This is a genomic window from Paenibacillus amylolyticus (genome assembly GCF_001570725.1).
GTDB lineage: Bacteria > Bacillota > Bacilli > Paenibacillales > Paenibacillaceae > Paenibacillus > Paenibacillus amylolyticus_A.
Window position 1 is genome coordinate 3420729 of sequence record NZ_BCNV01000001.1, and the last position, 12861, is coordinate 3433589.

Sequence of the window (12861 nt, forward strand, 5' to 3'; positions counted from 1 at the left end):
GATGGCAAAGATCAGGGGGTTGCTCCCGGTTCAGCATCATCTTCCGGGTCATCCGGGATGAAAGGAACATAAGTATCTGCTTCAAGCATGGTGATTTTCCCAGGGCGTTCGGTCTCAATCACTTGATTCAGATACTCCACTTTATCCGATAAAAGAGAGACGGTTGTAATCACTTCAAACTGTGATTTGGTATACATCCGAATCTGATCCGGAAACGAAGGCGTAGGGTTCGGAATAATCTCCGAAATATCCGTCGTCAATTCGTTTGGAATTTTAGCCAGGGTCTCGCTCAGTTCAGCTTTGAGCGGATCATCCGCCTTCCATTGGGTCAATATCGGCTTCTCTACAGCAACACCGATTGTTGCTGGCACTGTCAAGCTTGTCCCGCTGGCCAATATCGCTTTTAACGTACCATCCGTACCAAGTTCATACGCAACCGTGGCATATTCCTGAACTTTGATATGAATAATGCCTGGAAATTGCTTGTCCACGGTAACAGTTGAGATCGCCTTGATACTCTTGAGACGCTCGATAACCTCCGCAGCACTTGTCCCAAAAAATTGATCGCCTTCTTTCAGACCGCTTTTCTCCAGCAGTTCTGAAGTCGCTGTGTATACATTACCCGTAATTTCAACTGCCGAAATCCGACTCATGGAAGAACGAAAGAATAATACAGCGAGCAATACAATAAATAGTAATAACAGAATAATTACAATTTTGCGGCTTGTGTTTCCTTTTGGCCGATTCTTCTTCAGAACCGGAATTTGACTTTTAGGCATAAGTAGCGCTCCACAAAGCCTCAGGTCCCCTCCCTTCAAGAAGGGGACGCCAAGGACGTTAATTGGCAAAATCCAACTCTTTCGAAACGGGCGACTGTCGCTCAACCGATGCTCCAAGACTCTGGAATAACTTCTCGATCTGATCGTATCCCCGGTCAATATGATGCACTTGCTCCACAACCGTTTTGCCTTGAGCAGCCAGACCTGCAATAACCAGAGCTGCACCTGCACGAAGATCGGTTGCTTCTACTGTAGCCCCGTACAGACGGGGAACACCACGGATAAATGCTGCGTTCAGATCGACTGAAATATCAGCCCCCATCACATTCAGCTCATCCACATGTTTGAATCGACCCTCGAATACCGTTTCCTTCATCACACTGAATCCGTCTGCTAGACTGAGCAACACCATGATTTGTGATTGCAGATCTGTCGGAAACGAAGGATACGGAGAAGTCACAATACGGTCTACTGATTTTGGACGGCTCATACAGCTCACCGTCATTATATCATTGCAGACTGTGATTTGAACACCAGTGCGCTTCAACACATGTATAAGTGAAGTAAGATGAGCAGGATTGCAATGTGTAAGCGTAACATTGCCACGCGTTGCTGCAGCTGCGATCATCACGGTCCCAGCAACGATTCGATCCGGTATAATCTCATACGAACAAGGCTTCAATTTCTCAACGCCATTAATCGTAATCGTATCCGTTCCTGCACCAATGATGCTTGCACCCATAGCATTCAGGAAGTGCTGCAGATCTTGTATTTCAGGTTCTCTTGCGGCGTTGCAAATGGTTGTCGTGCCTTTAGCCATAACGGCTGCCATCATGATATTCTCGGTCGCTCCCACACTCGGGAAATCCAAATGAATATCTGTACCCACCAGATTCTTCCCATGACAGATAATCTGTTGGTCCTGCTCTTCAATCAAAGCTCCGAGCGCTTCCAGGCCCCGGAGGTGAAGATCAATTTTGCGTTCTCCAATGGCACAGCCCCCTGGCTGGTACACTGACACTTGCCCAAACTTAGCCAGCAATGGTCCCATCAAAAAAATGGAAGAGCGCATCTGCTTCATTAGATCTTCTGGCACATCATATGACCGGATCGACGAGGTATTAATCGTCACTGTTCCCTGTTCATGCCGACACGTGCATCCAAGCCGTTCCAGGATATACAGCATCACTTCAATGTCCAGCAAGTGTGGAACGTTATGCAGTGTAACTTCTCCATCTGCCAACAAACTTGCGGCCATAATCGGTAAAGCGGCATTTTTTGCTCCATGGATGCGTATGGATCCTGAGAGGGGTTTCCCGCCTTCAATCACCAATTTGTCCAATGTATCACCTCCGGGGTTTACCGCTCACCCACTACGAAGACTTCCGGTACCAGGTTAATACCGTTTTGAGATGATATAGTGCTCTGAATCTGCTGCATTAGGGTGATAACGTCCTCTGCTGTTGCTTGCCCTGTATTGACAATGAAATTGGCATGCATGGTGGATACCTGTGCGCCTCCCTGGGTCAACCCTTTCAGCCCTGCTGCTTCAATCAGACGGGCTGCATGATCACCCGGGGGATTTCGGAACACACTGCCTGCACATGCCATCTGCAGTGGCTGTGTGCGGCGCCGGCGATCTTTGTAAGCCGCCATGGCTTCCGAAATGACTTTGCGCTCTCCCTGCTGAAGTTCAAATGCAGCTTCCAGCACGATGCCTCTCCGGTCATGCAGAACAGAGTGGCGGTAGGCAAAATCCATGTCCTCCTTGCTGTAACGTACCAATTCCCCTGTCTCCAGTACAATCTCAGCGAATTTGAATATCCGTGACACATCCGATCCATGGGCACCCGCGTTCATATATACGGCTCCACCGACAGTGCCGGGGATACCGCTGCCGAATTCCAGACCGGTCCATTCCTTTTTCGCAGCAACCACACTGAGTTTAACAAAAGAATGCGCTGCTCCAGCGGTTACGCCGCCTTCGTGAAACTCGGCATAATCAAAGCCTTCGCCTGGTTTCACAACAACACCACGTATTCCTTTGTCTGACACCAGCATGTTTGAACCCCGTCCAAGTTGCATCCACGGAATCTGATGCTTGTGAAGCAATTGAACGAGATGTATCATCTGCTCTTTATTCTCCGGAATGACCAGTGCATCCGCAGGACCGCCGATCTTCCATGTGGTGTATTTGGCTAGCGATTCGTTTTCAAGAACTCTGCCCACATTGTGCTGGGACAGTATCGATATCCACTGGTGCATGTGTGCATCCTCCTTTGCTTCAAAGCCGATGAACATGGTATGTTCTGTTGCTACAGACCGTGTTCTGGCGCCATGGAACGATGGTCACGATTTATACGGTATCTTATGTCAGTCCCGTCTTGTGTGTGACAATCGCCCACAAACGCACTTTATCGGCGTGCAGCAAGACGCTGAATTTCACGCACAAGCACTTCAGCTGCATCCGGTTTCCCCAGTTTCCGAGAGGCTTCAGCCATTCGTTTACGCCCGAGTTCATCATTCATAATCCCGGCGATGGCTTCATACAGCACTTTGCCTGTAAGATCCTTCTCCAGCATCGTGAGCGACGCGCCTCCACCTTCAAGCTTGCGTGCATTGGCTTCCTGATGATTGTTGGTCACGTTGGGTGACGGAATCAGGATCGAAGGAATGCCCAGTGATGTAATCTCCGCAAGGAATGATGCCCCAGCGCGATTTACAATCAAGGATGTACAAGCAAGTACCTCAGGCATATTGTGTACGTAAGGCAGAACATGCAAGTGGTTTGGCATTGTACCCAATGAACTGCGAATGGCTTCACGCGTTTCATCAAAATAGGTATCCCCTGTCACGTAAACCACATGAACATCATCCAGTTGCTCCAGCATAGGAGCCATGTCCACCATCGCTTTATTGATTGCTTTCGCTCCACGACTGCCACCGACCACAAGAACAACACGGCTGTTCATCGGGACACCTAATGTGGCAAAACCACGATCACGGCTAGCCTGAGCTACCGTAGTCGCTCGCGGATTACCGGTGTAGATCACATTTTTCGCACCTGAAAACGATTTTTCAAGACCTTCAAAGCTAACGGCAACCGTGTCCACATAACGCATCAAAAATTTGTTAGTTAGACCCGGGATGGCGTTCTGTTCATGAATTATACTCGGAATCCCCAGTTTTGTTGCTGCATACACCACAGGTCCACACACATATCCACCCGTACCAATTACAACATCCGGTTTGAATTCCTTCAGCATTTTTTTGGACTTGCGTACACCTTGAATGAAACGCATAACCGTTTTCAGGTTGTCGATGGACAATTTGCGCCGAAAACCGGTAATATCAATCGATTTAAAAGGAATATTTTCCTGGGGGACCAGTTTGCTTTCCAGCCCTCTGGTTCCGCCAATATATAGAAATGTCGAGTCCGGGTTCTCCGCCTCACATTGTCTTGCTATGGCAACGGCCGGATAGATATGTCCACCCGTACCGCCGCCGCTTAGAACGACTCGCATCGCATAGTCACCTCGCATAACGGGATAAGTTCACTAAAATGCCCAGTGCTGTGAGCATGAGGGTCAATGATGATCCGCCGTAACTAATCAGAGGTAGGGTAATACCCGTAACTGGCATCATTCCAATGACAACACCAATGTTAATAATGACCTGTACGGCGACCATACCTACGATACCTACACCAAGCAGGCTGCCGAAGGCATCCGGGACGGTCATCGCTACACGCATTCCTCTCCACACCAGCACCAGAAACAACAATAATACAATCATTCCACCTATAAAGCCGAGTTCTTCGGCCAAAATACTAAAAATAAAGTCCGTTTGCGGTTCAGGCACATAACTGTACTTCTGCCGGCTCATGCCCAGTCCCAATCCCGCCAGTCCACCAGGACCAATCGCGTATAACGATTGAATGATCTGATAACCGGCACCCAATGGATCGGACCATGGGTCCAAAAACGCTGTGATACGCTGCAACCGATAGGGAGCTGCTGCGATCAACGCTGCAAATCCGGCTACGCCGCCAAGAGCAAGCAAGCTTAGATGTTTCATTCGTGCTCCGGCTGTAAAGATAATAAGCATCGACGCGCCCATCATCACGGTGCCTGTCCCCAAATCAGGTTGCAGCATAATAATACCAAAAGCCAAACCGATCAATCCCAGCGGTGGCAGAAGCCCCGTTGTGAAGGTCTTGATTTTGCCTGGCTCCTTGCTCAGCCAGTGAGCAAGAAACAAAATCATACCCAGCTTCATGAATTCCGAGGGCTGGATACCGAACGAACCTATACCAAGCCAACTTCGTGCCCCGCCCCGAACTACTCCAATTCCAGGAATGAGCACCGCAATGAGCATAATAAAACAGGCAATCAATATTGGCTTGGCATATTTTCTCCACACCCGGTAGTCTACATTAGCAGTTACGAACATGGCCACAAGCCCAAGCACCGCAAACAAGGCCTGTCTTTTTACAAAATAAAATGAATCGCCATAATCATGAAAGGCAAGCACCGAGCCTGCGCTATATACCATTATGATGCCGATGGCAAGCAATGCCAAAATACAAATCAGCAACCAAATATCTGGTGCCGGTCGCGTCTGTTTCATCAGGAGGCCACCCCTTGCATGGAAGTAGGGGCTTTTCCACCCCCCTACTTACAAGTTATGCGCCGCCTCTTTAAAAATGCGTCCCCGCTCTTCATAGGAAGCAAACATATCCCAACTTGCACATGCCGGGGACAACAAAACGACATCACCGGCAGTAGCAAGCTTCGATGCTTCCTGCACAGCAACGGTTAACGTCCGGGCAGCGTCCTCCTCATTATCGACGACCTTAATTTGCTTTAATCCGGCAAGTTCCGCGACCTTGGCAATTTTTGTCCGTGTCTCTCCAATTGCAACGACAGCTTTCACTCGTTCCTGGAACAAGGGTAACAACTCCATCATGTCTGATCCACGATCCAGCCCTCCGGCAATTAACACGACCGGTTCCTTGAACGAATTCAGGGCCATGACCGTAGCCTTCGAATTGGTCGCTTTGGAGTTGTTGTAGTATGCAGAGCCATTATGCTCCAGAACGTATTCAAGTCGGTGTTCAACTCCCTTGAAGTCTGCAAGCGGAGCAGCTAGCACCGCAGGATCAGCTCCTGCCGCTACAGCAATGGCCACAGCAGCTAGTGCATTTTCAACATTAAATCGCCCAGGAAGGCCAATGTCCTCAACGTCGATAATGTTGTGGTGATCTCCGTTTTCATCCGCGTAAATTACCTGACGCTTCACATCATCCTCTTCTCCATCCACATAAGGAGGATCTGCATACACACCTGTATCCAATTTCTCTGTCACAGAGAAGGGGATCAATCTGCCTTTGATGTAAGGAACCAGACCACGACATACCGCATCATCCCAATTTAGAATGGCTACGTCGTCAGACTGCTGATTGGCAAACAGTTTAGCTTTGGAAGCCACATAATCATCCATGTTCCCGTGATAGTCCAGATGCGTCTCTGCAACGTTAAGTAAGCTGGCAATCCGAGGACGGAAATCAACCGTTCCTTTGAGCTGGAAACTGCTAAGCTCAACAACCATCCAGTGATCTGGAGAAGCTTGCTCTGCCGCTTCACAGAGAGGTGTTCCAATATTGCCGGCAACAATCGGCTTGAGGCCGGCATGTTCCAACATTTTACCCACCCAAGTGGTCGTTGTTGTTTTGCCATTGGAGCCGGTAATACCGATCATGGGTGCAGCACATAGATGATAAGCGACCTCTACCTCTGTCACTACTTCAATGCCTAACGCCAGAGCTTGCTGCACTGGAGCAGCATGGTATGGGATGCCGGGATTTTTGACGACCAGCTTCACATCACTGTGAATCAGATCATCCGGATGTCCTCCGCATACAACAGAAATTCCCAAAGCCTCCAATTCGGAAGCTTCGGGACACTGTTCTCTCTCTTTTTTATCATTTACTGTAACCTTCGCTCCGGCACGATCCAGCACTTTGGCGACTTGTACGCCGCTTTTGGCCAATCCGAGCACAACTACTTGTTGTCCGCGATATGATTCAGGATGGTTCATGATCTACAACCCCTTGTTGAGATAAAGTCCAAGAGCGGCCAAAATTGCGCCTACCGCCCAAAAGGTAATAACAACCCGCCATTCTGACCAACCACTTAATTCAAAGTGATGGTGAATAGGGCTCATTTTGAATACACGCTTGCCGCGAGTCTTGAATGATACCACTTGAATGATGACAGACAGGATCTCGATGACAAAAATACCGCCAATGATGACAAATAGAAGCTCTGTTTTGGTTACAATCGCTACCGCACCAATTGCACCGCCAATCCCCAGAGAACCTGTGTCTCCCATAAACACTTTGGCCGGATGTGCGTTATATACCAGAAAACCAAGCACGGCTCCGATCATCGCTGCTGCACACACTGCAGCCGGCATCGACGTGGCTTGCATCGCCACAATAGCAAACGCCCCAAAAGCAATTGCGCTTACCCCGGATAGTAAACCATCCAAACCATCGGTAAAGTTAACCGCATTGGTGATGGCAAGCATCATGAATACGACAAACGGATAATAGAACCATCCGGTCCAGTCGAACGAGAATGACGTACCCGGAATAGAAATGGCTGTGCTATGTCCATTCTGGATCAGCAAGAAACACATCACTGCACTGAAGAACAATTGGCCCAGCATTTTTTGTCTGGCCGTCAGTCCGAGCGAACGTTTGAACACAATTTTGATGTAATCATCCAGGAAGCCAATCAGCCCGAATCCCAGCGTAGCCACGAGCAAGACATAAAAGTCTGTATTCTTGACTGCCGAAAATTTCAAAAAGGCCAATGTGAACGCAACTAAAATAACGACTCCACCCATTGTAGGTGTTCCGCTTTTTTTCAAATGGCTCTGAGGCCCATCTTCCCTAACCTGCTGTCCGAATTTCATGCGCCGTAACAGCGGAATCAGGAGCGGTGCGGCAATCACCGCCAGAATAAATGAAACGCCGATTGTTAACAGTAATACCTGAAAATCCATGGGTTCACCCCTCTAGTCTACTCGATTCTGTAATGGTGCTATTTGTAGTGCTTCGACCACGTCCTCCAGCTTCATGCCCCTTGAGGCTTTGAACAAGACAACGTCTCTGGGATGTAGTTTCTCCAGTAGATAACGGGTCATTTCTTCTTTATCTATAAAAGCATGCACAGCCTCTGCCGGCATTTGCTTTCTTGCTCCTTCAGCAATATTAGCTGATAGCGGACCATATACCAGCACCATGTCCATTTTGGCAGGTGTGATATACTCTCCGATTCCATAATGCAGATCCTGCTCCTGAGGACCAAGTTCAAGCATATCACCAAGCACAGCCACTTTCATACGGTATCCTTTCAGACCTTCCAATACATCGATTGCGGCCTTCATGGAGGTTGGACTTGCATTGTATGCATCATTCAGCAGGGTCAGACCACTAACACCTTGCGTAACCTCAATGCGCATGCCTGTCAGTTTCAAGCGGGACAATCCCGCAGCAATCTGTTCTGTAGTCACTCCAAAATGACGGGCTACAGCGAGGGCAGCCAGACAGTTAACGACATTATGCGTTCCCAGCAGAGGGAGCGTAAATGCATGATCTCCATACTGTTTGGTAGTGAAAACAACCCCGTTCTGCGCATTCATGAGTCCGGTAGGATAGTCATCATTATCGGTTTCCAGACCAAATGTAAACCGCTGCAATCCCTTTGGTTGTTTCGTTGCGGGTTCTTCAAGGACTTGTGCAATTAAAGGCTCGTCTCCGTTGTAGATCAGTAACCCGTCCGCTTTCATTCCCGCTGCAATCTCGGCTTTGGCTCTAGCAATCTCCAATCTCGACCCCAGTTGCAGCAGATGAGATTCCCCAATATTGGTGATGACCGCTACATCAGGCTGCGCAATAACCGACAAATCGTTAATTTCCCCGCGACCACTCATGCCCATCTCCAAAATCATAATCTCAGTATCCGGGTCCATGCTTAGTACAGTCAGTGGTAAACCAATATGGTTATTGAAGTTTCCTTGTGTCTTGTGCACTTTGAACGTCGTTGAGAGAATGGCATCCACGATGTCCTTCGTTGTCGTCTTGCCGTTGCTGCCTGTAATGCCAACAATAGCAGCTTTATTCTCTGTTAGATAAGCAGATGCGAGTGCTTGCAGTGCGACAAGTGTGTCGTCAACAACAATGACAGCGCCTTGTGGCGGAATACCATGATCCTTTTGCCAGATCGCCCCTGCAGCACCCTTCTCTAGACAGGCTTGCACAAATTCGTGTCCGTCAAACCTTTCACCCACTAGCGGGATAAACAAACTGCCTTCCAGGGGTTTACGCGAATCGGTAAACACCCCTTCGACCATTACATTGCCATGAGCAGCAACGTCACTTAATGTTCCTCCACACATCTCGGCCAATTGTGCCAATGTTCTTTTTATCAATTGGATTTGCCCCTTATCGCTTCTTTGGCTATGATTCGGTCATCAAAATCGGTTTTGGTGGTGCCGATAATCTGATAGGTCTCGTGACCCTTGCCCGCAATCAATACTACATCGGCTGGGCTTGCCATTTCAATAGCTTCATGAATCGCCTGGCGCCGATCCACAATCATCGTATAACGTTCAGCAGGAACGGATTCTTCAATCAGGCCCTGTTCAATGTCTTTGAGAATCAGATCCGGATCTTCTGTCCGTGGATTATCAGAAGTGACGAGTACAAAATCGCTATACTTCGCAGCAATCTTACCCATGAGAGGTCGTTTGGTACGATCTCTGTCACCACCACAGCCAAACACACAGATCACACGTCCTTCAGCAAATTCCTTCACCGTCCGCAGTACATTCTCCAGTCCATCCGGTGTATGAGCATAGTCGACAATAACAGCAAATGGCTGCCCTTCGTCCACTCCTTCAACACGTCCATCCACACCCGGAACCGTCTCCAGACTGCGCTTGATCTCTTCCAATGGAACGCCTTCCACCAGCGCTGCTGAGATTGCTGCCATCGCATTGTACACATTGAATTTACCTACCATGCGCAAGCGAATATCCGTGCTGCCTGCAAATGTATTTACGTGGAAAGAAGTTCCCTGAGATGTGATCGAGATTTGGGATGCGCGTACATCCGCCTCTTCACCCATGCCATATGTAATCACTTCAGCTGCAGTCACAGAGATGAAATAAGCCGCAGCCGGATCATCTGCATTGATGACAGCGAATTTACGCTGTGAAGCATCTTCGGTATACCCGTTACCCAGTCGTGCAAAGAACAACCCTTTGGCCCCGCGATATTCCTCCATGGAATGGTGGTAGTCCAGATGATCCTGCGTCAGATTAGTGAATACCGCAGTACGGAAATTCGTTCCCTTTACGCGCCCTTGTTCCAATGCGTGAGAAGAAACTTCCATAACACAGCAGTCCGTCCCCTTCTGAACCATATCATGCAGGCTACGCTGTAGATCAAGCGCCTCTGGTGTCGTTCCTGACATCGGGTAGGTCCGACCGTCATACCGCATTTGAATGGTACCGATCAATCCCGTTTTACGCCCAAAATCGCTCATGATTTTTTCAATCAAATAGGTAGTGGTCGTTTTTCCGTTCGTTCCCGTTACACCAATCATATTCATCTTCTGGCTTGGCGAGTCAAAAAAGAAATCTGCCAGAACAGCCATCGCAAACCGGCTGTCCTTCACCAGCAATTGTGGTACAGGCAGATCCAGCTGACGTTCAACCACCAATGCGACTGCACCGGCATGGACAGCTTTTTCTGCATAATCATGACCATCTACCGTATGTCCCGGAAGACAGATAAACAGATCACCCGGTTTTACCTGCCGGGAATCTGTCTGAAGGTTTTGGCATTCTGTATTCGATTCGCCCACGAGGCGGGCGGTGGTCAGCATCGATGCAAATTGTTTTAAAAGCACATGAATAACCTCACTTTTCCAATTATACTTCTGTTTTAGCATATGTCTGTATTTATTAATATCGTCAATACAACCAAATAATGAAACGCGCTTGGATGAATTTTGTTGCGCTTGAAGACACAAACTGCTCCAAAGCCCCATTATTCATCCTTAGTGTGGTCATGCGCATCGTTCAGAACATCCCCCATGTAAATGCGGATGGTTGAACCCTGCTCTACCCTTGCCCCAGGCTTAGGCGCCTGATTAATCACGTATTTGCCACTGCCGGACTTCGCCAGCATAAAATTCATGTTCAGGTCTTCGTACAGATCTTCGACAGTAGCACCTGTCAGATCTGGAACCGTCACGATTTTGGTCTCACCATATTTGTATTCTTTGGCAACCTGATCCTTCCGAACAGGGACATTCATGTAATGCAGCGCATCTTCAAGGATGTTCTGTACAATCGGGGCGGCAACCACACCTCCGAATTGAATTCCTTTGGGATTATCCACTGCGGTATAGACCACAATCTGAGGATCATCAGCGGGTGCAAATCCGATAAAGGATACGATATGCTCGGTAGAGGAATAACGTCCGTTGATGACTTTCTGAGCTGTACCTGTCTTTCCACCGACCCGGTATCCATCAATGAACGCTGGACGTCCGGTTCCTTTCGCAACAACACTCTCGAGCGCTTCACGTACTTGCTTGGATGTATTCTCCGAGATCACCTGACGAACCAGCTCCGGCTTGGCTTCTTCCATGACTTCTCCCGTTACCGGATGGACCCATGCTTTCGTAACATATGGCTTGTAAAGTTTACCCCCATTGATGGCCGCTGACACAGCTGCTACTTGCTGAATAGGCGTAACGGATACACCTTGACCAAAAGCAGTTGTTGCAAGCTCGACAGGTCCTACTCTCGACAGTTTGAACAGAATTCCACTGGCTTCTCCACTGAGGTCAATACCCGTTTTAGTACCAAAGCCAAAGTTTTTAATATAAGAGAAGAGCGATTCTTTTCCCAGTCTCTGCCCCAGAGCTACAAATCCCGGGTTGCATGAGTTCTCCACCACTTGCAGAAAGGTCTGACTTCCGTGGCCGCCCTTTTTCCAGCAACGCAGACGGGCTCCACCCACCTCAACATATCCGGGATCAAAAAATTGATCCTGTTGCAGATTGACCTTTTTCTCTTCAAGCGCTGCTGCCAAGGTAATGATCTTGAATGTAGAGCCTGGTTCGTACGTCATCCAGATCGGTAAATTCCGATTGTATATCTCCGCGGGATATTGCTGATAATCGGCCGGTTCGTATCCCGGTCTGCTCGACATACCCAAAATTTCACCCGTTTTGGGATTCATCGCTATAGCCAGTGCTGAGTTCGCCTGGAACTTCACCATGGCCTGGTCCAGTTCTCTCTCCATGATGGACTGAATCGATTTATCAATGGTCAGCTTGAGGTTAAGACCGTCCTTCGGTTCCACATACTTCTCGGATGAGCCCGGCATTAGCCTTCCGGCCGCATCGGACAAGTAGGACACACTGCCATTCAAACCATTCAGCTTATCATCATATTTCTTCTCGACGCCCGTTAAGCCCTGATTATCAATCCCCGTAAATCCGAGAATATGGGCAGCCAGATCATCATAGGGATAAAAACGTTTATTGTCCTCAGCAACAACGATACCCGGAAGCTTCAAATCACGGATGCGCTGAGCTTTCTCCATCGTAATTTTGCGGCCGCCGGGTTGTAATCGTACAATGAGTTCACGTTTCTTGATGGTTGCCAGCACTTTCTCTTCCGTCATCCCCAGCAGTGGAGCAAGCGCTCTAGCTGTCGTTTCAGCTTCCTTGACTTGTGCCGGGATAGCCATAATGGTCGGTGTTGTCACATTATAGGCCAGAGAGGTTCCATTTCGATCTAGGATTTCCCCTCGCTTGGCTGAGTAAGGAATATTACGCCGCCAGGATTCTTCTGCTTTTGCTGACAATTCAGGGCCTTGCCCGAGCTGTACATAAGCAAGCCTGATCACCAAGGCCGAAAATAACAAAACTAAAATCACTAAACTCCATAGCAACCTGCGACGCAGATTTACGCTTGATCCCTTCACGAAAAG

The 12861-nt window shown here is 48.5% G+C and carries 10 protein-coding genes; all 10 read right to left on the reverse strand.

Annotation, left to right across the window (positions count from 1 at the left end; all coding sequences use genetic code 11):
- Nucleotides 1–11: 11 nt before the first annotated feature.
- Nucleotides 12–779: a cell division protein FtsQ/DivIB gene (locus PAHA3_RS15190; protein WP_062835453.1), complete on the reverse strand. Its 768-nt coding sequence runs from the start codon at nt 777–779 to the stop codon at nt 12–14.
- A 58-nt stretch (nt 780–837) separates the two neighbouring features.
- On the reverse strand, nt 838–2121 hold the full coding sequence (gene murA, locus PAHA3_RS15195; protein WP_062835454.1) for a UDP-N-acetylglucosamine 1-carboxyvinyltransferase: 1284 nt from the start codon (nt 2119–2121) through the stop codon (nt 838–840).
- 17 nt (nt 2122–2138) lie between these two features.
- Entirely contained in the window at nt 2139–3044 is a 906-nt protein-coding gene (gene murB, locus PAHA3_RS15200) for a UDP-N-acetylmuramate dehydrogenase (RefSeq protein WP_062835455.1), read from the reverse strand.
- Between the two features lie 149 nt (nt 3045–3193).
- The gene (murG, locus tag PAHA3_RS15205) at nt 3194–4303 is read right to left on the reverse strand and encodes an undecaprenyldiphospho-muramoylpentapeptide beta-N-acetylglucosaminyltransferase (protein WP_062835456.1); all 1110 of its coding nucleotides are present in this window, start codon (nt 4301–4303) and stop codon (nt 3194–3196) included.
- Nucleotides 4304–4310: 7 nt separating this feature from the next.
- Nucleotides 4311–5408 carry a stage V sporulation protein E gene (spoVE, locus tag PAHA3_RS15210; RefSeq protein WP_062835457.1) on the reverse strand — a complete coding sequence of 366 codons (1098 nt, stop codon included), beginning with the start codon at nt 5406–5408 and terminating at the stop codon, nt 4311–4313.
- Nucleotides 5409–5456: 48 nt separating this feature from the next.
- A complete protein-coding gene (murD, locus tag PAHA3_RS15215) occupies nt 5457–6878 on the reverse strand; it encodes a UDP-N-acetylmuramoyl-L-alanine--D-glutamate ligase (protein WP_062835458.1) in 1422 nt (473 codons plus the stop codon).
- A 3-nt stretch (nt 6879–6881) separates the two neighbouring features.
- Nucleotides 6882–7850, reverse strand: a complete 969-nt coding sequence (gene mraY, locus PAHA3_RS15220; protein WP_047843751.1) for a phospho-N-acetylmuramoyl-pentapeptide-transferase — start codon at nt 7848–7850, stop codon at nt 6882–6884.
- A 12-nt stretch (nt 7851–7862) separates the two neighbouring features.
- Nucleotides 7863–9275 carry a UDP-N-acetylmuramoyl-tripeptide--D-alanyl-D-alanine ligase gene (locus PAHA3_RS15225; protein ID WP_062836127.1) on the reverse strand — a complete coding sequence of 471 codons (1413 nt, stop codon included), beginning with the start codon at nt 9273–9275 and terminating at the stop codon, nt 7863–7865.
- Nucleotides 9275–10762: a UDP-N-acetylmuramoyl-L-alanyl-D-glutamate--2,6-diaminopimelate ligase gene (locus tag PAHA3_RS15230; RefSeq protein ID WP_062836126.1), complete on the reverse strand. Its 1488-nt coding sequence runs from the start codon at nt 10760–10762 to the stop codon at nt 9275–9277. Before PAHA3_RS15230 ends, PAHA3_RS15225 begins: the two co-directional genes overlap by 1 nt.
- Before the next feature lie 140 nt (nt 10763–10902).
- Nucleotides 10903–12855 carry a stage V sporulation protein D gene (locus tag PAHA3_RS15235; protein ID WP_062835459.1) on the reverse strand — a complete coding sequence of 651 codons (1953 nt, stop codon included), beginning with the start codon at nt 12853–12855 and terminating at the stop codon, nt 10903–10905.
- Nucleotides 12856–12861 lie beyond the last annotated feature (6 nt).

What these genes read in the sequence shown, in the direction of transcription:
- PAHA3_RS15190 (WP_062835453.1), bottom strand. Translation starts at nt 779, where the DNA reads ATGCCTAAAAGTCAAATTCCGGTTCTGAAGAAGAATCGGCCAAAAGGA.
- murB (WP_062835455.1), bottom strand. Translation starts at nt 3,044, where the DNA reads ATGCACCAGTGGATATCGATACTGTCCCAGCACAATGTGGGCAGAGTT.
- murG (WP_062835456.1), bottom strand. Translation starts at nt 4,303, where the DNA reads ATGCGAGTCGTTCTAAGCGGCGGCGGTACGGGTGGACATATCTATCCG.
- spoVE (WP_062835457.1), bottom strand. Translation starts at nt 5,408, where the DNA reads ATGAAACAGACGCGACCGGCACCAGATATTTGGTTGCTGATTTGTATT.
- murD (WP_062835458.1), bottom strand. Translation starts at nt 6,878, where the DNA reads ATGAACCATCCTGAATCATATCGCGGACAACAAGTAGTTGTGCTCGGA.
- mraY (WP_047843751.1), bottom strand. Translation starts at nt 7,850, where the DNA reads ATGGATTTTCAGGTATTACTGTTAACAATCGGCGTTTCATTTATTCTG.